General features: G+C 71.4%; 17 protein-coding genes. 13 read left to right on the plus strand and 4 right to left on the minus strand.

Annotation, left to right across the window (positions count from 1 at the left end; all coding sequences use genetic code 11):
* The first annotated feature begins 32 nt into the window (after positions 1-32).
* Complete coding sequence (locus ACWC2T_RS18605; RefSeq protein ID WP_450671408.1) at positions 33-1,535, plus strand: SDR family NAD(P)-dependent oxidoreductase; 1,503 nt, start codon at positions 33-35, stop codon at positions 1,533-1,535.
* A gap of 87 nt (positions 1,536-1,622) precedes the next feature.
* Here the strand turns inward: ACWC2T_RS18605 and ACWC2T_RS18610 are convergent, their stop codons facing one another.
* Positions 1,623-2,018: a hypothetical protein gene (locus ACWC2T_RS18610; RefSeq protein ID WP_450671409.1), complete on the minus strand. Its 396-nt coding sequence runs from the start codon at positions 2,016-2,018 to the stop codon at positions 1,623-1,625.
* A 410-nt stretch (positions 2,019-2,428) separates the two neighbouring features.
* On the opposite strand from ACWC2T_RS18610, the gene ACWC2T_RS18615 reads away from it, so the two are divergent.
* Together ACWC2T_RS18615 and ACWC2T_RS18620 are read left to right on the plus strand one after the other, a co-directional pair.
* Positions 2,429-2,602 carry a hypothetical protein gene (locus tag ACWC2T_RS18615; RefSeq protein ID WP_450671410.1) on the plus strand — a complete coding sequence of 58 codons (174 nt, stop codon included), beginning with the start codon at positions 2,429-2,431 and terminating at the stop codon, positions 2,600-2,602.
* Positions 2,603-2,665: 63 nt separating this feature from the next.
* A complete protein-coding gene (locus ACWC2T_RS18620) occupies positions 2,666-3,163 on the plus strand; it encodes an N-acetyltransferase family protein (RefSeq protein WP_450671411.1) in 498 nt (165 codons plus the stop codon).
* A 60-nt stretch (positions 3,164-3,223) separates the two neighbouring features.
* On the opposite strand, the gene ACWC2T_RS18625 is transcribed toward ACWC2T_RS18620, so the two are convergent.
* Positions 3,224-4,573 (minus strand): amidase, encoded by a 1,350-nt coding sequence (locus ACWC2T_RS18625; RefSeq protein ID WP_450671412.1) that lies wholly within the window; start codon positions 4,571-4,573, stop codon positions 3,224-3,226.
* 220 nt (positions 4,574-4,793) lie between these two features.
* Here ACWC2T_RS18625 and ACWC2T_RS18630 point away from each other — a divergent pair, with 220 nt between their 5' ends.
* Positions 4,794-7,127: an alpha-L-fucosidase gene (locus tag ACWC2T_RS18630; RefSeq protein ID WP_450671413.1), complete on the plus strand. Its 2,334-nt coding sequence runs from the start codon at positions 4,794-4,796 to the stop codon at positions 7,125-7,127.
* Here the strand turns inward: ACWC2T_RS18630 and ACWC2T_RS18635 are convergent.
* Positions 7,105-8,178 (minus strand): LacI family DNA-binding transcriptional regulator, encoded by a 1,074-nt coding sequence (locus ACWC2T_RS18635; RefSeq protein WP_450671414.1) that lies wholly within the window; start codon positions 8,176-8,178, stop codon positions 7,105-7,107. The two genes, ACWC2T_RS18630 and ACWC2T_RS18635, sit on opposite strands and share 23 nt — an antisense overlap.
* Positions 8,179-8,397: 219 nt before the next feature.
* Between ACWC2T_RS18635 and ACWC2T_RS18640 the strand changes: the two genes are divergently transcribed.
* From ACWC2T_RS18640 to ACWC2T_RS18665, 6 genes are read left to right on the plus strand one after another with little or no spacing between them, the layout of a single operon-like run.
* Positions 8,398-9,684 carry an ABC transporter substrate-binding protein gene (locus ACWC2T_RS18640; RefSeq protein WP_450671415.1) on the plus strand — a complete coding sequence of 429 codons (1,287 nt, stop codon included), beginning with the start codon at positions 8,398-8,400 and terminating at the stop codon, positions 9,682-9,684.
* 6 nt (positions 9,685-9,690) lie between these two features.
* Positions 9,691-10,578: a carbohydrate ABC transporter permease gene (locus tag ACWC2T_RS18645; protein WP_450671416.1), complete on the plus strand. Its 888-nt coding sequence runs from the start codon at positions 9,691-9,693 to the stop codon at positions 10,576-10,578.
* The gene (locus ACWC2T_RS18650) at positions 10,575-11,480 is read left to right on the plus strand and encodes a carbohydrate ABC transporter permease (protein WP_450671417.1); all 906 of its coding nucleotides are present in this window, start codon (positions 10,575-10,577) and stop codon (positions 11,478-11,480) included. The genes ACWC2T_RS18645 and ACWC2T_RS18650 overlap by 4 nt, the downstream gene beginning before the upstream one ends.
* A 26-nt stretch (positions 11,481-11,506) precedes the next feature.
* Positions 11,507-12,763, plus strand: coding sequence for a glycoside hydrolase 5 family protein (locus ACWC2T_RS18655; protein ID WP_450671418.1), 1,257 nt, complete (start codon positions 11,507-11,509; stop codon positions 12,761-12,763).
* On the plus strand, positions 12,760-14,787 hold the full coding sequence (locus ACWC2T_RS18660; protein WP_450671419.1) for an endo-beta-N-acetylglucosaminidase: 2,028 nt from the start codon (positions 12,760-12,762) through the stop codon (positions 14,785-14,787). The genes ACWC2T_RS18655 and ACWC2T_RS18660 overlap by 4 nt, the downstream gene beginning before the upstream one ends.
* 38 nt (positions 14,788-14,825) lie before the next feature.
* Positions 14,826-17,846 (plus strand): alpha-mannosidase, encoded by a 3,021-nt coding sequence (locus tag ACWC2T_RS18665; RefSeq protein WP_450671420.1) that lies wholly within the window; start codon positions 14,826-14,828, stop codon positions 17,844-17,846.
* 50 nt (positions 17,847-17,896) lie between these two features.
* Here ACWC2T_RS18665 and ACWC2T_RS18670 read toward each other — a convergent pair whose 3' ends face one another.
* A complete protein-coding gene (locus ACWC2T_RS18670; RefSeq protein WP_450671421.1) occupies positions 17,897-18,613 on the minus strand; it encodes a FadR/GntR family transcriptional regulator in 717 nt (238 codons plus the stop codon).
* A 163-nt stretch (positions 18,614-18,776) separates the two neighbouring features.
* Here ACWC2T_RS18670 and ACWC2T_RS18675 point away from each other — a divergent pair, with 163 nt between their 5' ends.
* From ACWC2T_RS18675 to ACWC2T_RS18685, 3 genes are read left to right on the plus strand one after another with little or no spacing between them, the layout of a single operon-like run.
* Positions 18,777-19,841 carry a sugar ABC transporter substrate-binding protein gene (locus ACWC2T_RS18675; protein ID WP_450671422.1) on the plus strand — a complete coding sequence of 355 codons (1,065 nt, stop codon included), beginning with the start codon at positions 18,777-18,779 and terminating at the stop codon, positions 19,839-19,841.
* Entirely contained in the window at positions 19,838-21,328 is a 1,491-nt protein-coding gene (locus ACWC2T_RS18680; protein ID WP_450671423.1) for a sugar ABC transporter ATP-binding protein, read from the plus strand. The genes ACWC2T_RS18675 and ACWC2T_RS18680 overlap by 4 nt, the downstream gene beginning before the upstream one ends.
* A complete protein-coding gene (locus ACWC2T_RS18685; protein WP_450671424.1) occupies positions 21,321-22,349 on the plus strand; it encodes an ABC transporter permease in 1,029 nt (342 codons plus the stop codon). The genes ACWC2T_RS18680 and ACWC2T_RS18685 overlap by 8 nt, the downstream gene beginning before the upstream one ends.

Here is a 22,349-nt window from a genome sequence, read left to right on the forward strand (position 1 = left end):
GCTGCGCGGTTGACCAGGGAAGCGGCAGCGCGATGACGGTGACAGAGGACGGCTCCATGGCCTCCACGGCCACGGAGGAAGTGGTCTACGGCCCCGGTATCGACCCCGAGCGGCTGGCCGTCTGCCTCAGCGTGCTGGAGGAGCTCGACACCATCGAGGTCGACCACCCGGACGCGATCAAGGTGCGCCGGGCCACCTCGCACATCTACCGGACGGTCAAGCAGCGCCGCCGCCAGGAGCGCCGGGCCGCCAAGACCGCGCACGACCGCGCCGTCACCGAGGCCACCGCCACCGGCTCCGCCGAGCGCATCGACGACGAGACCGAGGGCATCCTGCCCTCCTCCAAGGTCGAGGCGGGCAGGATCGCGGGCATACTCCAGCGCCCCCGCTCCTGCTACACCTGCAAGACCCGCTACGTCGAGGTCGACTACTTCTACCACCAGCTCTGCCCGGACTGCGCCCGCACGAACCGCGCCAAGCGCGACGCCCGCGCCGACCTCACCGGCAAGCGCGCCCTGCTCACCGGCGGCCGCGCCAAGATCGGCATGTACATCGCGCTGCGGCTGCTGCGCGACGGCGCGCACACCACCATCACCACGCGCTTCCCCAAGGACGCCATCCGCCGCTTCAAGGCGATGGAGGACTCCGCGGACTGGCTGCACCGGCTCGAGGTCGTCGGGATCGACCTGCGCGACCCGGCCCAGGCCGTGGCCCTGACCGAGCGGGTCACCGAGGCGGGTCCGCTGGACATCCTGATCAACAACGCCACGCAGACCGTACGCCGCCTGCCCTCCGCCTACGCGGCCCTGGTCGAAGGCGAGACCGCCCCGCTGCCCGCCGGTGAACTCCCCGCCCACCACGTCATCGGCGCCTTCAACTCCGGCGCCGTCGACGGCATCGCCGCGCTGCCCGTCGGCACCAGCGGCCTGGACGCCCAGAAGGTCGCCGACCTCGCCCTCGTCGCAGGCAATGCCAGCATCGCCCGGCACATCGAGGGCACCGCCATCGACGCCGGCGGCCTCGTCCCCGACGTCGTTGACACCAACACCTGGGTGCAGACCATCGACCAGATCTCGCCGGTCGAACTGCTCGAGACCCAGCTGTGCAACTACACGTCCCCGTTCATCCTGATCAGCGCCCTGCGCCCGGCGATGGCGGACGCCGCGAAGAAGGCCTCCAGCGGCCGTGCGTACGTCGTCAACGTCTCGGCGATGGAAGGCGTCTTCAGCCGCGGCTACAAGGGTGCCGGGCACCCGAACACCAACGCCGCGAAGGCCGCGATGAACATGGTCACGCGGACCAGCGCCCAGGAGATGTTCGACACGGACGGCATCCTCATGACCTCCGTCGACACCGGCTGGATCACCGACGAGCGCCCGCACTACGACAAGCTGCGCCTCGCCGAGGCCGGCTTCCACGCCCCCCTCGACCTGGTCGACGGCGCCGCCCGCGTCTACGACCCCATCGTGCGCGGCGAGTCGGGCGAGGACCTGTACGGCGTCTTCCTGAAGGACTACGCGCCCGGCAAGTGGTGATCCGCCACAACCGGTGGCAGGTCGGGCGCCCCGCGCACGCACCCCGCTGAGGGGCCGTCAGCCGCCCGAGTCCCCGCGCCTCGGGTGTCAGTCGACGGCGCCGAGCCGGGAGTGCCGAGCGGCCACCAGTTCCAGCACCGTGCGCCAGTCCTCCAGGACGCCCGCGTCAAAGCCCGCCGCGCGGCTCTCCTCGTCGGCCTGCCGCAGCCGCAGCGCATCGTCGTCGGCCGGGCCCGCGTCTCCGCGTACCAGGCGGAACACCCGCTCCCCGAGCAGGGGGCGCACCGCCTCGGCCGTGGTGAGGGCTCGGTCCGGCCCGTCGCCCGGGCACAGGACCGGCCCGATGCCGCGCACCAGCCCCGCCACCTGGAGCTCCTTGTCGGCGGGGCGGCTGCGGCGCAGCAGCGCGGCGGTTCGCAGCGCGTGCTGGTGCCGTCCGGCGTACAGCAGATCCATCAGCTCCTCGACGCTGCGCAGCTCCATGCGTCAGTCCTTCCGCGAGTCAGCCGTTGCCGCTCATCAGCAGATCATGGCGACCTTGCGACCCGGCCAACGGCACCTGAACTGCGCCACGTGTAGCCCGATCGGGTGATCGGCTCCGACGCTCCGGGGAGCGCGCCAAGGTAAATGGCCGCATATTAGGAGGTATTGGGGGGCGAAATGACTTCTGATAGTTACACCTTGTTTGCACTCCCGATCGAGCGCGAGCCCGCTCATTTGGGTAATCTGGAGGGGACGGGCAGCAGTACCGGGTCCCACCCAGACCCAGACGTCCGTACCGGCGCCACCGCGTCCGAACTGGCCTTCCATCCAGACCCGAGCGGGCGCCGAGTGCCGGAGCGCAGGCTGTCCGGCAGGCCCCCCGAGGGTGACCGACACATAAGGAGTGCGCGGTGACACCGGAGAAGACGAAGAGCGATCAACGGCCCAAGGAACGCACGGAGCGCGTGGGCCGACGCCCCGGAGAACTCGGCAGCCTCGACGTGTGGGCCCGGTCGGCCCCGATCCGCCTGGCGGGCTACGAGGACGACCTCGCCGAGCCCCACATCCTGCCCAGCGTGGACTGAACCCCTCGGGCCGGGCCCCCGCGAGTGCCGCACGCATGGGCGTGACCTGACAGACTCACGCCCATGCTGATCAGAGAAGCCGTGGCCGAGGACTGGCCGCGGATCTGGCCTTTCTGGCACCGGATCGTCGCCGCCGCCGAAACCTACGCCTGGGACCCCGAGACCTCCGAGGCCGACGCCCGCGCGCTCTGGATGAACCCCGCCAAGCGCGTCTACGTCGCCGAGGACGTGAGCGGAGCCGTGGTCGGCTCGGCCTACCTCACCCCGAACTACGGCGGTCCCGCCGCCCGCGTCGCGAACGCCGGCTTCATGGTCGACCCCGACCGCACGGGCGAGGGTGTCGGCCGCGCCCTCGCCGAACACGTCCTCGCCGAGGCCAGGGCCCACGGCTACCGGGCGATGGTCTTCAACGCCGTGGTCGAGACGAACCCCGCCGTCCAGCTCTGGACCTCCCTGGGCTTCACCGTCCTCGGCACGGTCCCCCAGGCCTTCGAGCACCCCCGGCACGGCAGGGTGGGCCTGCACATCATGTACCGGTCACTCGACCAGCCGGACGCGTAAGCCGAGCGGCAGGACGCGTGAGCCGGGCGGCCGGGTACCCACGCGCCGGGCGGCCCGGCCTCAGGAGCCGCTCACCGGGGCCGTCCGCCGCCACGGACGCAGCGCCTGAAGTTCCTCCGCCAGCTCCAGCAGCACGGACTCCGAGCCCGGGCGGCCCACGAGCTGTACGGCGCAGGGGGCGCCCGAGGGCAGGGCGCCGAACGGGACCGACATCGCGGGCCAGCCGGTCAGGTTCCAGGGCGGGGTGAACGGGGAGTACGCGGTGTTGGCCAGCACATTGCGCAGCCAGCCGCGTTCGTGCCACGGGCCGGCTGCGGGGGAGCGCCGGGCCAGGGCCCCGGTGAGCAGGACGTCGTACTCGGTGAAGAAGGGGGTCAGCCGGGCGCGCAGGCGATCACGGCTGTCCCCGGTGCGCACCGCGTGGACGAACCGCCGTCCCACCGCCGCGTGCACCCGCGTGCGCCGGACCAGCCGCGCCCGGTCCAGGCCTTCGGCGTCCACCGCGGTCCCGGCCGTCCAGTGCCGCAGCGCGGTCACGCCGAGTGAGAGGGGGTACGGCGGCTCGGCCCGCCGCACCTGGTGCCCGGCCCGCGTGAGCACCCCGGCCGCCTCCCGGACCGCGGTCGTATACGACCCGCTCACGGCGACTCCGGCGAGCGGACTGCGGACAGCCGCGGCGATCCGCCGGCGCGGGGCCTTCGCCGTGCCCGGGAACTCGGTACCCGCCAGGACGCCCAGCATCAGTCGCAGGTCCTCGACCGTCGTGGCCAGGGGACCGTTCTCCGCCATGCCGAACCAGTCGCCGTTGCCGATGCCCGCCGGCACGACACCGCGCCCGGGTTTCAGTGTGACCAGGCCGCAGTTCGCGGCCGGTATGCGCAGGGACCCCATCCCGTCGTTGCCGAGCGCGATGGGTACCAGGCCCGCGGCCACCGCGGCAGCGCTGCCCCCGGAGGAACCGCCTGCCGAACGGGAGGTGTCCCACGGATTGCGGGCGATGCCGTACGGCCCCTCCGTCGTGCCGAAGACACACAGCTCGGGCACGTTCGTCAGGCCCACGACCACCGCGCCGGCCGCCCGCAGCCGGGCCACCGTGACGTGATCCTCGGCGGCCGGGGTGTCGGGAGTGGCGGCGGAGCCGTCGCGGTGGGACTCGCCCCGCACCGCGAGGTTGTCCTTCACGGCCACCGGCACGCCTGCGAGCGGCAGTTCGGCGAGATCGGATCGGGAGGCCACCTCGTCGGCCTCGGCGAGCGCCGCCTCGGCCCGCACCTTCCGGAACGCCCCGATCCGGCCGTCGAGCCGCTCGATCCGCGCGAGGTGCTCGGCCGCCACCTCCCGGGGTGTCACCCGCTTCTCGCGTACGGCGGCGGCTATCTCGGCGGCACTCCGCCCGGCCCAGTCACCCACGGGCAACTCCTCGCTCGATCGTCGGCTACTCGCTGGTACAAATCACGGCGCAGGGAGAACTGTGCCTGGTCGGGCGCGGTACGTCGAGACGCCGTTTCCGGCAAGGCACGCATCATCCGATCAATGCTTGAACTCTTCCCTCTGGTAAGCCCGTTGACAGCCTCACGGCAGCCCCACCATCATCAGACATCCGATGAATCGGAGTTAATGGGAGCCGCTCATGAGCATGTATCCCAGACGTCTGATACTGGGCGCGGCAGCCGGCCTGACCGCCGCGTCCGCCCTGCCGCTCACCGCAAGCCCGGCGCGGGCCGCCGGACCGCAGGTCGCGTGGGCCACCGTCCCCGAACCGGTGCCGGTCCCGCTCGACGCCCTCTACGACAACGACGGCATCGACACCGCCGCCGCCCGCGGCGGCGACTTCGACGGCTCCGGCTACACGTTCCCGGGCGACGAACTGCCCCCGGGCCGCATCGAGGTCGACGGCATCCCCTTCGACTTCCCCGCGTCGACGGCGGGCGCCAGGAACAACGTCGTCGCGCTCGGCCAGCGCATCGAACTGCCCCGGGGCCACTACCTGTCGGCCGCCTTCCTCACCGCCGGGAGTTACGGCGACGCATCCGGCCAGGCCACCGTCCACTACGCCGACGGCTCCACCAGCACCGCCGGCCTCGGCGGCGCCGACTGGTACTCGGCGGGCGGCTCGCTGTCGGCGTCGTACCGCTACAAGCCGGACGGCACCAAGGACGAGCACCCCGTGGGCATCGGGACGGCGGAGGTGTGGATCGACCCCCGGCGCGAGGCCGTCGCCCTGACCTTGCCGGTCACGAACCCCGCCCAGGCGAACAAGCCGTCCCTGCACGTCTTCGCCCTCTCCCTTCAACCCGTCGCCCAGGGACGGGCGTTGGCCCTGCGCGACGCCCACTCCACCAACTCCCTGCTGGAGGCCGCCGGCGCCCAGAGCGTCGAGGCCACCGTCGTCAACGCGGGCACGGTCCCGATCCTCTCCGGCGACGACGTGTCCGTACGCGTCGAAGTCCCCGGCGCCCGCACCGTCGAGCCCGCCCGCATCCGCCGCCTCTACCCCGGCGAACAGGCCCGCGTCCGCATCGGCATCCGCAACCACACGGGCACAGCCCCCGGCACCCGGCAGGACGGCACGGTCAGCGTGCGCGGTAGAGGCGCTCAAGTCGCCTCCGTCCGCAGCAGGTTGACCCTGGGAGTGGCCGACTACCAGCCCACCGGGGCATCCCTGTCCGGCCACCAGGCGCCGTACTGGTTTCAGGGCGCCAAGTTCGGCATCTTCATCCACTGGGGTGTCTACTCGGTGCCCGCCTGGGCGCCGGTCGGCAAGCAGTACGCCGAGTGGTACTGGGACCAGATGCAGGACCCGGCCAATCCCACGTACGCCCACCACCGGGACACCTACGGCAAGGACTTCGCCTACGACGACTTCATCCCCCGCTTCACCGCCGAACGCTTCGACCCGCGTGCCTGGGTGGAACTGTTCCGCGACGCAGGCGCCCAGTACCACGTCCTGACCTCCAAGCACCACGAGGGCTTCGCCCTGTGGGACACCAGGGTCTCCGACCGCAACGCGGTGCGGATGGGCCCGAAGCGGGACCTGGTGAGGGAGCTCTTCGACGCGAGCCGCCGCCACACCCCCGAACTCCACCGCGGCCTGTACTTCTCGATGCCCGAGTGGTTCAACCCCGACAACCCCTGGATGGGCCACGCCCCGCGCAATCCGTACACCCTGGAGCCGGTCCCGTACACGGGATACACGGCGGGCAGGGACTACGTGCACGACTACCAGGCCCCGCAGATGCTCGAACTGATCCACGGCTATGACCCGGAGATCATCTGGTGCGACATCGGCGGTGTGAACGACAGCCTCCATGTCCTCGCCGAGTACTTCAACCACGCCAAGAACCGGGCCCGCCCGATCGACGTGACCGTCAACAACCGCTCGGGCATCGCCTTCCACGACTTCACCACGCCCGAGTACACGACGTACGCCAACACGGTCGTCGCCAAGTGGGAATCCAGCCGGGGGCTCGATCCGTTCAGCTACGGCTACAACCAGGCAACCCCGGACGCCGCCTACATGACGGCCGAGGAGGTTGTGCACAGCCTCGTCGACATCGTCTCGAAGAACGGCAACTTCCTCCTGGACATCGGTCCGCGCGCCGACGGCACCATCGCGGAGATCCTGCAGACCCGGCTGCGGGAGACGGGCGCCTGGCTCAAGGTCAACGGCGAAGCGATCCACGACACGACCTACTGGTCGCGGATGGCCCAGCTCGGCGAGGACCTGCGGTTCACGGTCCGCCCGGACGAGGCGTTCTACATCCACTCGCTGGCCGAGCCGGGCCCGAAGCTGATCGTCGAGGCGCCGGTGCCGGTGCGGTCGGGGGACGAGGTGACCATGCTCGGCTACGACCGCCCCCTGACCTGGACCGTCACGAACGGTTCACTGGTCATCGACGTCCCGCGGGCCGCGCGGACTGCGGGCCGGTACGTGTGGGTGTTCAAGGTGAACTGGGGGGCCTGAGCGACTGGGCCCCGAGCGCGGGCCCCGTACTGGCCCGCCCCGTCAGCCGTGGCACCGGTACCCCCACCGAGCGGGCCGGGGCGCCGTCCAGCAGGGCCAGCAGTTCGCGGGCCGCCGTGCGACCGAACTCCGCGCTGTCCCGGGACAGCGCGGACAGCCGGGGGGTGATCATGCGGCACAGGGCCGAGTCCTCCCAGGAGACCACCGACACGTCCTGCGGCACCCGGAAGCCCAGGTCGGCGGCTGCGGCCACGCCCGCCACGGCCATCACGTCGTTGTCGTAGATGAGCGCCGTCGGACCGGGCGCATCGCCGAGGACGCGGCGGGTGACGGCGGCGCCCTGTGCGTCGGAGTAGTCGGTGGTGACCGAACGGACCTCGGTGAGCCCGCGCCGCTCCGCCTCCGCCCGCAGCGTGGCGATACGGCGCTGGGTGTGGGCCAGCTCGGGCAGCCCGGCGATGTGTACGATCCGGCGGTGGCCGAGCGCCGTCAGCTCGTCCACCACGGAGGCCATCGCCCCCGCGTCGTCCGCCCAGACCGTGGCCAGGCCGGGGTGCCGTACATCGGGTGCGCCGCCGATCACCACGGCGGGCAGCCCGAGTTCGTCCAGCAGGTCCGGGCGCGGGTCGTCGGCGCGCGGGTCGGCCACCAGGACGCCGTCCACCCGGTGCTCCGCCCACCAGCGCCGGTACACCGCGCACTCCTCGGTCACGTCCTCGGCCACCTGGAAGAGCAGGCCCAAGTGCCGTTCCGCGAGCGCCGCCTGGATCCCGGAGACGAGCTGCAGGAAGAAGGAGTCGACGCCCAGCGTGTGCGCGGGCCGGGCCAGTACGAAGCCGACCGTGGCCGCGCCCTCGCCGGACAGGGCACGCGCGGCCGTGCTGGGGCGCCAGCCGAGCTGCTCGGCGACCCGGCGGACCCGCGCCCGGGTCGCCTCGGAGACGCCGGGGCGACCGTTGAGCGCGAAGGAGACGGCGCTCTCGGAGACCCCGGCCCGCAGGGCGATGTCCTTCATCGTGGGCCGGCGTGCGGGGGACCGCTTGGTCGGCACGTTCCTCCCCCTTCCAGACGATGGTCGCTAATGCGCTTGAGTGTCAAGACCCTAAAGCGCATTAGTGAATGACGACAAGTCCTCGTCCTCCCCTCTCTGACCTGCACTAATGAAACACCTCATTTCTTTAGTCCGGTGAATGCATTGACTTTCTTCGAACGGCGCGGGCAAGGTCTCTGGCGCCTCCGACCGCCGACACAGCAAGGGAGCCGTGTCACCGTGCCCATGTCTCGCAGAGCCCTCGCCGCCGCTGCCGTCGCCCTTGCCCTGCCGCTGAGCGCCTGCGGCTCGGGAGGCGACGGCGGCGGCTCGACCGACGCCTCCGGCAAGGTCGAGGGCGACATCACCTTCCAGACCTGGAATCTGCGCGCGAACTTCACGTCGTACTTCGACGGCCTCATAGCCGACTTCGAGAAGAAGTACCCCGGCACACATGTGAAGTGGGTCGACCAGCCCGCGGAGGGGTACGCCGACAAACTCAGCGCCGACGCCGCCGGCGGCACCCTGCCCGACGTCGTCAATGTCTCCCCGGACCTGGTCGCCCCGCTCGCCAGGGCGGGACTGGCGATGGACCTCGACAAGGCTGCCGGCACATACAAGTCGGAGTACCTGGACGGCGCTTGGGCGAGCCATCAGGTCCCGGGCCTGACCGGCACGTACGCCTTCCCCTGGTACCTGAACACCGGCCCGCTCTTCTACAACAAGGCCCTGTTCACCAAGGCCGGACTCGACCCCGACCGGCCGCCGAAGTCATACGGCGAACTCTTCGCCGACGCCCTGCAGATGGCGAGGAAGAGCGGCGGCAAGGTCGCCACCCTCGCCAATGTGCCCACCATCGAGGACTTCGGCCGCTACGGCGTGACCCTGATGAACAAGCAGGGCACCGCCTTCGCCTTCAACGACGCCAAGGGGGTCGAACTCCTCACCAAATACAAGGAGTTGTACGACGCCAAGGCCCTCGACCCGCAGGCCCTGACCGCCACCCCGGAGTCCTCCGGCAAGAAGTTCCTCACCGGCGCCGTCGCCATGAACCCCGGCAGCGCCCTCGACCTCGACAACTTCAAGAAGAACGCGCCGGGCCTGTACCGGAACATCGGCATCACCGACCAGATCACCAGCACCGGGCACGTCAACATGTACGTGATGGGCGTGATGGTCAACTCCCGCACCAAGCACACCCCGGCCGCCGTCGCCTTCGCCCACTTCGTCACCGACGCGCAGAACCAGATGTCCTTCGCCAAGAAGGTCGCCATCTTCCCCAGCACCGCCGGCTCCCTGAACGACCCCTACTTCACCAGGGAGGACGGCACCGACGAGACCCGGGTACGCATCGCCGCCGCCAAGTCCCTGAAGATGGCCGTCAATTACACGCCCGTGCTGTTCAGCGACCAGATGAAGACGGCACTGCGCAACGAGGTGGCCAAGGCGCTCCAGGGCAAGGAGAGCCCCCAGCAGGCCCTCGACAACGCTGTCAACGCCGCCAACCGCCTCCTGCGGCAGGGCTGACCGGCCATGGCCACACCGGTCCGCATCAGGCGCCAGCTCCCGTTCAGCCCCTGGCTGTTCGCCGCGCCCGGGCTGCTCGTCACCGGCGCCTTCGTGCTCTACCCGTTCGTCTCCACCCTGGTGAACTCCTTCACCGACCGCCGCACCCTGCTGCCGGGCCACTTCGTGGGCCTCGCCAACTTCCGCGAGCTGCTGCACGACGACATGTTCTGGACCGGCCTGCGCAACAGCACGCTGTACATCGCCGGGGTCGTACCCGCCCTGGTCGTCCTGCCGCTGCTGCTCGCGCTGCTGGTGCAGAGGAACATCCCCGGCATCACCTTCTTCCGCTCCGCCTTCTACACCCCCGTCGTCGCCTCGATCGTGGTGGTCGGGCTGATCTGGGTGTGGCTGCTGGACGAACGCGGACTGGTCAACTCGCTGCTGGAGGCCGTCGGGATCGGCCGGGTCGGCTTCCTCAGCGACCAGTGGCTGCTCCTGCTGAGCGCGATGGCCGTCACGGTGTGGAAGGGCCTCGGCTACTACATGATCATCTATCTGGCTGCGCTGGCGAACGTGCCGCGCGAACTCCACGAGGCCGCCGCCGTGGACGGCGCGGGACCGGTGCGCCGCTTCTTCTCGGTCACCGTGCCCGCCGTCCGGTCCACCATGGTGCTGGTCGCCGCGCTCTCCTCGGTCGCCGCGTTCAAGGTGTTCTCCGAGGTGTATCTGATGGCCGGCCCCGACGGCGGCCCGGCCGGCGAGGACACCACGCTCGTCATGCTCGTCCAGCGCACCGGCACCGGCCTGACCGGCCGCGTGGGCTACGCCTCCGCGCTCTCGGTCGTCGTGTTCGCCGTCACCGTCGCGCTCATGCTGCTGGTGCTGCGCGCCGACCGCCGGGAGGAGTCGTGAGCCTCCTGGAGAAGGTACGGCCCGATCCGCCGGTCACCGTGCGCAGGGAGCCGCGTGTCACCGACGAACACGGCCGTCGCATCCGCGTCGGCGAACTGGTCTGGCGCTATCTGCTGCTGCTCGCCGTCCTCGCCCTGACCATCGGCCCGTTCCTCTGGCAGCTGTCCACCTCCCTCAAGGGCCCCACCGAGGACATCTACGGCTCACCGCCGAGCTTCCTGCCCGCCCATCCCACCCTGCACAACTACACGCGGGTCGCCGACACCATCCCGGTCTGGGACTACGCCCTGAACTCCCTGAAGGTCGCCACCGCCAACGTGGTCACCAACTGCGTCGGCTCCGCGCTCGCCGGGTACGCCCTGGCCCGGCTGCGCTTCCGCGGCCGGCGCACGGCCACCCTGGTGTTCGTGCTGGCGATGCTCGTGCCCGTCGAGGGCATCGTCATCGCCCAGTTCACCACCATGCGCGAACTCGGCCTGAACAACACGCTCATCGGCGTCGTGCTGCCCGGCGCGGTCGGCGCGATGAACGTGCTGCTGATGCGGGGCGCCTTCCGCAACCTGCCGTACGAGATCGAGGAGGCGGCCTACGTCGACGGCGCCGACGTCTGGCAGCGGTTCCTGCGCGTCGCCCTGCCGTCGGTGAAGGGCACGCTGGCCGTGGTCGCGATCTTCGCCTTCATGGGCGCCTGGGACGACTTCCTGTGGCCCCTGATCGTGCTCAGCGACCCGTCCAAGTTCACCCTCACCATCGGCCTGAACTATCTGCACGGCACCTTCGCGAACGACGAACGCCTGGTCGCCGCCGGCACCGTGATCGCCGTTGCCCCGCTCATCGCGCTGTTCGCCTGCCTCCAGCGGTACTTCTTCCGCGGTGTCGGCGAGGGCGCCGTCAAGGGCTGAACACTCGTACGCCACAAGGACACTCCATGCCCCCTGCCGTGCGCTTCGGCGCCAACTACACCCCGAGCGAAGGGTGGTTCCACCACTGGCTCGACTTCGACCTGGACTCCGTGCGCGCCGACCTCGACGCGATCGCCGCGCTCGGCCTCGACCACATCCGGGTCTTCCCGCTGTGGCCCTACTTCCAGCCCAACCGCACCCTGATCCGCCCGCGCGCCGTCGAGCAGCTCGTGGCCCTCGCCGACGCCGCCGCCGAACGCGGCCTGGACATCAACGTCGACGGCCTGCAGGGACACTTGAGCAGCTTCGACTACCTGCCCGCCTGGACGCGCACCTGGCACCGGCGCAACCTCTTCACCGACCCCGACGTCGTCGAGGGCCAGGCCGCCTACCTGCGCACCCTCGCCGCCGCCCTCGCCGACCGTCCGCACTTCATCGGCATGACCGTCGGCAACGAGGTCAACCAGTTCGCCGCCGGCCCCCACCCCGACCCCGACCGCATCACCGCGGACGAGGCCGAGCGGTGGCTGTCGCGGATGCTGGCCGCGTGTGCCGAGGGCGCCCCGGACCGGCTCCATCTGCACGCCTCCTACGACGCCGCCTGGTACCAGGACGACCAGCCCTTCACCCCCGGCCACTCCGCCCGGCTCGGCGACCTCACCGCCGTGCACTCCTGGGTGTTCAACGGCACCGCCCAGCGCCACGGCCGTACCTCCGTGCCGGCCGAGCACCACGCCGCCTACCTGGTCGAGCTGAGCAAGGCCTGGGCCGAGGAGCCGCACCGGCCCGTATGGCTCCAGGAGGTCGGCGCGCCCGCCCCCCTCGTGCCCGCGGAGCACGCGGCCGCCTTCGCCGAGGCGGCGATCGGAAACGTCCTCGACTGCCCCGACCTGTGGGGCATCACCTGGTGGTGCTCCTACGACGTCTCGCGCGACCTCGCCGACTTTCCCCAACTCGAGTACGAGCTCGGCCTGTTCACCAACGACCGTGCGCCCAAGGACGTCGCCCGCGCGCTGGCCGAGGCGGCGCGCCGCCCGCACGCGAGCCCCACCCCGCGCACCACGGCCCTCGTCGTCCCCGGCGACCCGGGCCGCCGCTCCCGCTGCGCCCCCGGCGGAGCCGTCTTCGACGCCTTCTTCCGGCTCGTCGCCGACGGCGCCCGTCCCACCACCGTCCTCGACACCCGCGCGGACGACAAGGACCACCTCGCCGCGCGCGGCATCACCGAGGTCGTCACTCCCGATCAGGTACTCCCTACCCCACACGGAGGCACCCGCTCGTGAACCCCAGCAGACGCACCGTCCTGATCGCCGGCGCCGCCGCCGGCCTGTCCCCGCTGCCCGCCTTCGCGGCCGCCCGCCCCAGAGCCGGGGCGACCCCGCCGTACGCGTCCTACTGGTACCCGGACTCGCTCCCCGCCGGCAGCCCCGGCCCCGGCATCACCTGGCGCAGCCTGAAGAGCTGGCGCGCGGCCGACGACCCCGACCTCGCCTTCAACGCCGCGTCCGTGCCGCTCGCCGCCCGCTTCACCCCGACCCCGGCGAACACCACCGCCCGCTCCGGCCAGGCCCGCGTGCAGGCGCTGGTCTCCTTCGGCCCCACGTCGAGCAACCCCTCCCAGGGCTCGGCCACCGCCGACTACTACGCTCTCACCCACTGGGCGTATCTGGACGAGCTGGTGTTCTGGGGCGGCTCGGCCGGCGAGGGCCTGATCCTCGCGCCGAACGCGCCGATCGTGGACGCGGCCCACCGGCACGGCGTCCCGGTGCTCGGGAACATCTTCCTGCCGCCGGCGGCCTACGGCGGACAGCTGCAGTGGACCCGGGACCTGGTGCAGAAGGACGCCACCGGGCACTACCCGCTCGCCGCGCAACTCGTCGCGGTCGCGGCGGCCCACGGCTTCGACGGCTGGTTCGTGAACGCCGAGACGGACGGCGGGAACACGGCGCTCGGCCAGGCCATGCTCGGTTTCGTCAGGGGGCTCAACGCGCTCGCGGCGGCTCAGGGGCAGCGGTTGACCTGGTACGACGCGATGACCGTGAACGGCACGGTCGGCTGGCAGGGTGCGCTGAACAGCCAGAACCAGGCCTTCTTCCAGGCCGCCGACGACATGTTCGTGGACTTCCGGTGGAGCGCGGCCACGCTCGCGTCTTCGGGGACGAAGGCAGACCAACTCGGGGGCAGCCGCTACGCGTTGTGGGCCGGGGTCGACGTCGAGTCGAACGGGTCCGACACCCCGGTGTACTGGGACGCGATCGTGCCGACCGGCACGCCGCACATCACCTCGATCGGCTTCTACCGGCCGGAGTGGACCCGCAACCACCTGCCCGCCGACCAGCGTGCTCCGGAGGACTTCCACGCCGCCGACGACCGCTTCTGGACCGGGCGTTCGCTGGACCCGTCCCGGCCGGACACGAGCGATCCGTGGCGGGCGCCGGCGGTGTCGGTCGCCGACCGGTCCACGGTGACCTCGCTGCCGTTCGCGACCGTGTTCAACACGGGGCACGGGCTGCGCTGGTACGAGAACGGGGCCGTGACCTCGGACGCGCCCTGGAACCACCTCGGCCTCCAGGACCGGCTGCCCGCGCGGCGGTGGGTGGTGCGCACGGCGGGGGAGCGCCCGGCGGTGTCCTTCGACTTCGCCGACGCCTGGCGGGGCGGCAGCAGCGTGCTGGTGGCCGGTGAACTGGATCAACCGGTGGTCCTGGACCTTTACGCGACCCGGCTGCCGGTCGGTGTGAACACGGTTGTCGAGCTGACGTACCGGACGGACGCGGGCGCTGTGCGCGTCGAACCGGCGGTGGCGACCGCCGAGCCGAGCGAGGCCGGGGCGCCACCGCCGTACACCTGTCTGGCAGTGAACTCGGTCGACAAGGGCGGCCGTGGGAGAGAGGTCGACGGCTGGCAGACCGTGACGGTGCCGCTCACCGGGCTGACCGGCACCGTCCACGCCCTCGGCGTCCGGCTCACCGCCACCGACGGCCCGGTGCGCTGGCGCCTCGGCGGCCTCGCCGTCCGGGACACCGTCGCCGCCCCCGCCGCCCCCACGGGTGCCCGCGTCACCGCCGCGACCGGCGGCGACCTCCGCCTCGCCTGGAACGCCGCCCCCGGCGCCGTCCGCCACCACGAACTGCACCGCATCCTCCCCGACGGCACCCGCCGCTTCCTCGGCGGCACCTGCCAGCACGCCTTCTTCCTCACCGGCCTGCAGCCCGAACAGGAGGAGAGGGCCGCACGATTCGAACTGCGTGCCGTGGGGGAGCTCTACACCACCTCGACCCCCGTCACCGTCACCCACCCCTGGTAACGACCGCACCCACCCGGAACCCGCAGGGAGCACCCCGCATGCATGACGACCGCACTCTGGTGGAAGCCCGCCTCAGGCGCGTCCTCGACGAACGCATCCGCCCCGCCGTGTACCCCGAGTCCGTGCCGTTGCAGGTCGCGGTGTGGCACGCGCCCGGCGAGCCCGTGCCCGTTGCGGAGGGACTCGCCGCCGAGCCGGAGCCGATCGAGGTCGGCGCCCGCTGGGGTGCTCCCTGGGGCACCAGCTGGTTCCGGGTGACCGGGACCGTGCCCGAGGCGTGGGCCGGGAGGACCGTCGAGGCCCTGCTCGACCTGGGCTTCGACGAGAACATGCCCGGCTTCCAGTGCGAGGGCCTGGTCCACCGGCCCGACGGCACCCCGGTGAAGGGACTCAACCCGCGCAACCAGTGGGTGCGCATCGGCGCCCCGGTGGCGGGCGGCGAGGAGGTGGTTCTGCACATCGAGGCCGCCTCCAACCCCGTCATCCTCGACTACCACCCCTTCCTGCCCACCCGGCTGGGCGACAAGGAGACGGCCGGCAGCGAGCCGCAGTACACCCTCACCCGCATGGACCTCGCCGTCTTCGACGAGTCGGTGTGGCAGCTGGTCATGGACCTGGAGGTGCTCGGCGAGCTGATGGCCGAGCTGCCCGTGGACTCCGCGCGCCGCCACGACATCCTGCGCGCCGTCGAACGGGCCCTGGACGCCGTCGACCTCCAGGACGTGAACGGCACGGCGGACCGGGCCCGGCAGCACCTCACCGGCGTCCTGTCGGCCCGCGCCGTACCGTCCGCGCACCGGATCAGCGCCGTCGGGCACGCGCACATCGACTCGGCCTGGCTGTGGCCGATTCGGGAGACGGTCCGCAAGGTGGCCCGTACGACCTCCAACATGACCGCGCTGATCGAGGACGAGCCGGAGTTCGTCTTCGCCATGTCCCAGGCACAGCAGTGGGCCTGGGTGAAGGAGCACCGGCCCGAGGTGTGGGCGCGGGTGAAGAAGGCCGTGGCGGAGGGGCGGTTCGTGCCGGCCGGCGGGATGTGGGTGGAGTCGGACACCAACATGCCGGGCTCGGAGGCGATGGCCCGGCAGTTCGTGTACGGCAAACGGTTCTTCCTCGACGAGTTCGGCATCGAGAACGAGGAGGCCTGGCTGCCCGACACCTTCGGCTTCGCCGCCGGACTCCCGCAGATCATCAGGGCGGCCGGGTCCAAGTGGCTGCTGACCCAGAAGATCTCCTGGTCCCAGACGAACAAGTTCCCGCACCACACCTTCCGGTGGGAGGGCATCGACGGCACCCGGATCTTCACCCACTTCCCGCCCGTCGACACCTACAACTGCTCCATGAAGGGCAGCGAACTCGCCCACGCCGCCCGCAACTTCAAGGACAAGGGCCGCGCCCGGCACTCCCTGGCCCCCACCGGCTGGGGCGATGGAGGCGGCGGCACCACCCGCGAGATGGTCGCCAAGGCGGCCCGGCTGCGCGACCTCGAGGGTTCGGCCACCGTCGTCTGGGAGACACCCCGCGCCTTCTTCGAGAAGGCCGAGGCCGAGTACCCCGAACCGCCCGTCTGGGTCGGCGAGCTGTACCTCGAACTCCACCGCGCCACCCTCACCAGCCAGGCGAAGACCAAGCAGGGCAACCGGCGCAGCGAACACCTGTTGCGGGAGGCCGAGCTGTGGGCGGCCACCGCGGCCGTGCGCACCGGATTCCCCTACCCCTACGAGGAGCTGGACCGGATCTGGAAGACGGTCCTGCTGCACCAGTTCCACGACATCCTGCCCGGCTCGTCCATCGCCTGGGTGCACCGTGAGGCCCGGGCGACGTACGAGCGGATCGCCGGGGAACTGGACGACATCATCGGCGCGGCGCAGCGGGCCCTGGCGGGGGAGGGCACCCGGCACCTGGTCTTCAACGCGGCACCGCACAGCCGTCACGGTGTTCCCGCCGGCGGGGCCGGGACGCCGCGCCTGCCGCAGGGAACGCAGGTGTCACCCCGCGCCGCGGGCGGACACGTCCTGGACAACGGCCTGCTCCGCGTCGAGATCGACGCCCAGGGCCTCGTCGTCTCCGCGTACGACCTCGACGCCGACCGCGAGACCGTCGCCCCCGGCCGGTCCGCCAACCTGCTCCAACTCCACCCGGACTTCCCGAACATGTGGGACGCCTGGGACGTCGACGCCTTCTACCGCAACACCGTCACCGACCTCACGGACGCCGAGTCCGTCGAGACCGGCGAGGACGGCACATCGGTGCGGATCGTACGGAGCTTCGGCGCCTCCCGGGTCACCCAGCTGCTGTCGCTGCCGCCCGGCGAGCGGCGGCTGGTCATCGACACCGAGGTCGACTGGCACGAGACGGAGAAGTTCCTCAAGTTGGCCTTCCCGCTCGACCTGCACGCCGAACGGTACGCGTCCGAGACCCAGTTCGGGCACGTCTTCCGTCCCACGCACACCAACACCTCCTGGGAGGCCGCCAAGTTCGAGGCGTGCAACCACCGCTTCGTCCACCTGGAGGAGCCCGGCTGGGGTGTGGCGGTGGTCAACGACTCGACGTACGGCCATGACGTGACCCGCACGGTGCGCACCGAGGGCGACCGCGGCACGACGACCACGGTCCGCGTCTCCCTCCTGCGCGCCCCACGCTTCCCCGACCCCGAGACCGACCAGGGCGTCCACCGCTTCCGGCACGCCCTGGTCCCGGGCGCCTCCATCGCGGACGCGGTGCGCGAGGGCTGGCGGATCAACCTGCCGGAGCGGCGGCTGACCGGCGCCCACGAGGTCGCGCCGCTGGTCACCGTCGACAACGACGCCGTCGTGATCACGGCGGTGAAGCTCGCCGACGACGGCAGCTCAGACGTGGTGGTCCGCTTCCACGAGGCCCACGGCGGCCGGGCCCGGGCGACGCTGACCGCCGGGTTCCAGGTGGCGGACGTCACCGTCACCGACCTGCTCGAACGGCCCCTGGCCGAGGCCAGCGCCCCGGAACGCGACGGCGAGCGGATCACCGTACGACTGAGGCCCTTCGAGCTGATGACCCTGCGCCTGCGCAGGCACTGAGCCGGCCGAGAGCGCTCGGCCGTGTTCGCGGGGTGCGGCGCGCGGAGCCGTCACGGCCCGTCCGGCCGAGCGACCTGCGCCCGCAGCCACTCCTCCACCTCGCCCACGTGGGCCGCTGCCGCCGCCCGCGCAGCCTCCGGGTCGCGGGCGGTGAGGGCGCGGTGGATGGCGGCGTGTTCGCGGCGGGTGCGGGCGAAGGCACCCTCCTCCTGGTAGCCGCGCCAGACGCGGGCGCGGAAGGTGCGCGAGGACAGGCCCTCCAGGATGGCGGCCATGGTCTCGTTGCCCGCGGCCGCGGCGATCTCGCGGTGGAAGGCGAGATCGTGGGCGAGGATCTCCTCGGGGTCGTCGGTGGCGTTCATCGCCGCCAAGTGCTTTGCGACGGCGGCCAGTTGGTCGTCCGTGATGCGCGCCGCGGCCAGCGCGGTCGCCGTCGACTCCAGGATCCGGCGGACCTCGAGGAGCTCCACCAGGCGCGGTCCGCGGGACAGGTCCGCGACCACCCCGAAGGTCTCCAGCAGGTCGCCGGCCTCCAGCGCGGTGACGTAGATCCCGGAGCCGTGCCGGGCCTCCAGGACGCCCATCACGGTCAGGGCACGGATCGCCTCCCGCATCGAACTGCGGGAGATGCCCAGCCGGGCCGCCAGGTCCCGCTCGGTGGGCAGCCGCTCGCCGGGCTCCAGCCGGCCCTCGGCGATCATCGCCTTGATCTCCTCGATGGCGCGCTGGGTCACCGTGCCCTTCTGCGGCACTTCTTCCTCGTCCACGCCACTCCTCCTTCCCCCCGGTGCGCCGCAGTCTAGCCACCCAGGTGGTCCGACCACTACGGCGTGGATCCTTGAATTTCCCGTGCACAAGGGTGTTGTCTCGGCATATTGGTCTGATAAGTATGCGGCGTCTGCTCGAACACCCTCGACGAGGAGCCGCGAGATGCCCGCCAGCACTGTCAGGAAGCGCAGCAGGTCCCGGATCATCGGCGCGGTGGCTCTGGCCGCCGGTGCCTCGCTCATGCTCGCCGCCTGCGGCAGCACCAAGGACACCGCGAGCGCGGGCAGCGGCGGCACCGGCCGGGTCGGCGTGATCCTGCCACTGCTGACCTCGCCCTTCTGGCAGTCGTACAACGACTACGTGCCCAAGATGGCCAAGTCCGAGGGTGTCGAGGTGCTGAAGACGGTCAACTCCAACAGCGACCCCTCCCAGCAGATCACCGACATCGACAACGAACTCACTCAGGGCGTCAAGGGACTGGTGGTCGCCCCGCTGGACAGCGCCGCCATCCAGGCCGGACTCGACCAGGCCGAGCGCAAGGGCGTCCCCGTGGTCGCCGTGGACGTCGCGCCCGACAAGGGAAAGGTCGCCATGGTGGTGCGCGCGGACAACGTGGCCTACGGGGAGAAGGCCTGCGACTACCTCGGACAGCACGTGAGCAGCGGCAAGGTCGTACAGATCATGGGCGACCTGGCCTCGGTCAACGGCCGGGACCGCTCCGAGGCCTTCCGGTCCTGCGTGAAGAAGAAGTACCCGAAGCTGAAGGTGCTGGAGATCCCCGCCAAGTGGGAGTCGGACACCGCCGCCGCCAAGCTGGACACGCTGCTGGGCGCCGACCCCGACATCAAGGGCATCTACCTGCAGGCGGGCGGTGTCTACCTCGCGCCGACCCTGCAGACCCTGAAGTCCAAGAACATGCTGAAACCGGCCGGTCGGGCGGGCCACATCGCGATCGTCTCCAACGACGGCATCCCGCAGGAGTTCGACGCCATCCGCAAGGGCGAGATCGACGCCACGGTCTCCCAGCCCGCCGACGCCTACGCCAAGTACGGCCTGTACTACATCAAGGCGGCGATGGCCGGGAAGACGTTCACGCCGGGGCCGACCGACCACGGGTCCACGATCGTCAGGCTGCCCAGCGGCATCCTGGAGGACCAGCTGCCCGCCCCGCTGGTCACCAAGGCCAACGTCGACGACCCCGAGCTGTGGGGCAACACGGTCAAATGAGCACACCGCTTGTTGAAGCCGAGGGGATCGTCAAACGGTACGGCCCCACCGTCGCCCTCGCCGACGGCCGGCTCACCGTCCTGCCCGGCGAGTCCCACGCCCTGGTCGGCCGCAACGGCGCCGGCAAGTCCACCCTCGTCAACGTCCTCACCGGCCTCCAGGCCCCGGACGCGGGCACGGTCCGCTTCGACGGCGAGCCGGCGCCCCCGCTCGCCGACCGGGACGCCTGGCGCCGCAGGGTCGCCTGCGTCTACCAGAAGCCCACGGTCGTCCCGGAGCTCACGGTCGCCGAGAACCTGTTCCTCAACCGCCAGCCGACCGGCCGCGGCCTCATCAGCTGGCGCCGGCTGCGCCGGGAGGCCACCGCCCTCCTCGACACCTGGGACGTGCGCGTCGACCCCGAGGCGCGCACCGCCGACCTCAGGGTCGAGGACCGCCAAATGGTCGAGATCGCGAGGGCGTTGAGCTTCGGCGCCCGGTTCATCGTGCTGGACGAACCCACCGCCCAGCTCGACAACCGGGAGATCGAACGGCTCTTCGGCCGCATGCGCTCCCTGCAGGACTCCGGCGTCACCTTCCTGTTCATCTCCCACCACCTCCAGGAGGTCTACGAGGTCTGCCAGACGGTCACCGTGCTGCGCGACGCCCGCTGGATCACCACCGCGCCCGTCGCCGACCTGCCGAAGGCGGCGCTGGTGGAGGCCATGGCCGGGGAGTCCGTCGCCGAACAAGCCATGCGGCAGAGGGCGGTTGAGGGCAGCGCTCCCGTCCTGCTGGAGGCGCAAGGGCTCACCTCACCGGCGTACGACGGTGTCGACCTCAGCGTCCGCCGCGGTGAGGTCGTCGGACTCGCCGGCTCCAGCGGCAGCGGCAAGACCGAGCTCGCCGAGTCCTTCGCCGGACTGCACACCCCGACCGGCGGCACCGCTCAACTGGACGGCGAGCGACTGCCGTTCGGGGACGTGCGAGCCGCCCTGCGGGCCGGGGTCGGCTGTGTCCCCCGTGACCGGCACGAACAGGGACTGGTGTCCGGCATGAGCATCGGCGACAACACCACGCTCAGCGTGCTGGACCGGCTCGGCCGGGCCGGATTCGTCGCCACCGACGCACGGCGCCGTTTCGCCGCCGAGCTGATCGACCGCCTCGACATCCACGCCGAGGGCCCCGACCAGCCCGTGTCCGACCTGTCCGGCGGCAACGCCCAGAAGGTCGTCATGGCCCGGGCCCTCGCCTCCGAACCCCGCCTGCTGGTGCTGATCAACCCCACCGCCGGCGTCGACGTGAAGTCCAAGGAGTCGCTGCTCGCCCGCATGGACAGCGCCCGCGAGGACGGCACCGCGGTCCTCGTCGTCTCCGACGAACTCGACGACCTGCGCCGCTGCGACCGCGTCCTCGTCCTCTTCCACGGCCGCGTCGTCGCCGAGCACCCGGCCGGCTGGCGCGACCACGAGCTGATCGCCTCCATCGAAGGAGTTGACCATGGCTGACACCCGGGCCGCACCGCCGCTCGCGCCCCCGAAGACCCCGGACGCCCGCTCCGCCAGAACCGTTCTGCTCCGCCGCGCCCGCGAACTCGCCCTGGTCCCCGCCCTGTTGCTGCTCATGGTGCTCGGCGCGGTGGTCAACGACTCGTTCCTCACCGAGCGGAACCTGATCTCCGTCCTCGGCGCCTCCGCCGCGCTCGCGATGGTCGTCCTCGCCGAGTCCCTCGTGCTGATCACCGGCAAGTTCGACCTGTCCCTGGAGTCCGTGGTCGGCATCGCACCGGCCGTCGGCGCCCTGCTGGTGCTGCCCGCGAGCCAGTCCGGCTGGGGCACCGAACTCCCGGCCGGGCTCGCCCTGCTCGCGATTCCCCTGGTCGGCGCGCTCATCGGCGCCTTCAACGGCGTCCTCGTGGTCAAGTTCCGGCTCAACGCGTTCATTGTCACGCTCGCGATGCTCATCGTGCTGCGCGGTCTGCTGGTCGGCGCCACCAAGGGCAAGACCCTGTTCGGCATGCCCGACAGCTTCTACTCCCTGGCCACCACCACCTTCCTCAACGTCCCGATGTCCGTGTGGCTCGCCGCCATCGCCTTCGCGGTCGCCGGGTTCGTGCTGAAGTACCACCGCACGGGCCGCGCCCTGTACGCGATCGGCGGCAACGCGGACGCCGCCCGCGCGGCCGGCGTCCGCGTGGACCGGGTCATGCTCGGCGTGTACGTCGTCGCGGGCGTGCTCGCCTCGCTGGGCGGGCTGCTGCAGACCGGCTATGTCGGCGCGATCAGCGCCAACCAGGGCCAGAACATGATCTTCACGGTGTTCGCGGCCGCGGTGATCGGCGGCATCAGCCTGGACGGCGGCAAGGGCACCATGTTCGGCGCGCTGACCGGCGTCCTCCTGCTGGGCGTCGTACAGAACCTGCTCACCCTGGCCCAGGTTCCGTCGTTCTGGATCCAGGCCATCTACGGCGGGATCATCCTCGTCGCCCTGGTGATCGCGCGGGTGACGACGGGCCGTGCCCAGGACTGA

It is taken from the genome of Streptomyces sp. NPDC001393, assembly GCF_053597455.1.

What these genes read in the sequence shown, in the direction of transcription:
- ACWC2T_RS18675 (WP_450671422.1), top strand. Translation starts at nt 18,777, where the DNA reads ATGCCCGCCAGCACTGTCAGGAAGCGCAGCAGGTCCCGGATCATCGGC.
- ACWC2T_RS18620 (WP_450671411.1), top strand. Translation starts at nt 2,666, where the DNA reads ATGCTGATCAGAGAAGCCGTGGCCGAGGACTGGCCGCGGATCTGGCCT.
- ACWC2T_RS18680 (WP_450671423.1), top strand. Translation starts at nt 19,838, where the DNA reads ATGAGCACACCGCTTGTTGAAGCCGAGGGGATCGTCAAACGGTACGGC.
- ACWC2T_RS18655 (WP_450671418.1), top strand. Translation starts at nt 11,507, where the DNA reads ATGCCCCCTGCCGTGCGCTTCGGCGCCAACTACACCCCGAGCGAAGGG.
- ACWC2T_RS18685 (WP_450671424.1), top strand. Translation starts at nt 21,321, where the DNA reads ATGGCTGACACCCGGGCCGCACCGCCGCTCGCGCCCCCGAAGACCCCG.
- ACWC2T_RS18610 (WP_450671409.1), bottom strand. Translation starts at nt 2,018, where the DNA reads ATGGAGCTGCGCAGCGTCGAGGAGCTGATGGATCTGCTGTACGCCGGA.
- ACWC2T_RS18605 (WP_450671408.1), top strand. Translation starts at nt 33, where the DNA reads ATGACGGTGACAGAGGACGGCTCCATGGCCTCCACGGCCACGGAGGAA.
- ACWC2T_RS18665 (WP_450671420.1), top strand. Translation starts at nt 14,826, where the DNA reads ATGCATGACGACCGCACTCTGGTGGAAGCCCGCCTCAGGCGCGTCCTC.
- ACWC2T_RS18645 (WP_450671416.1), top strand. Translation starts at nt 9,691, where the DNA reads ATGGCCACACCGGTCCGCATCAGGCGCCAGCTCCCGTTCAGCCCCTGG.
- ACWC2T_RS18630 (WP_450671413.1), top strand. Translation starts at nt 4,794, where the DNA reads ATGAGCATGTATCCCAGACGTCTGATACTGGGCGCGGCAGCCGGCCTG.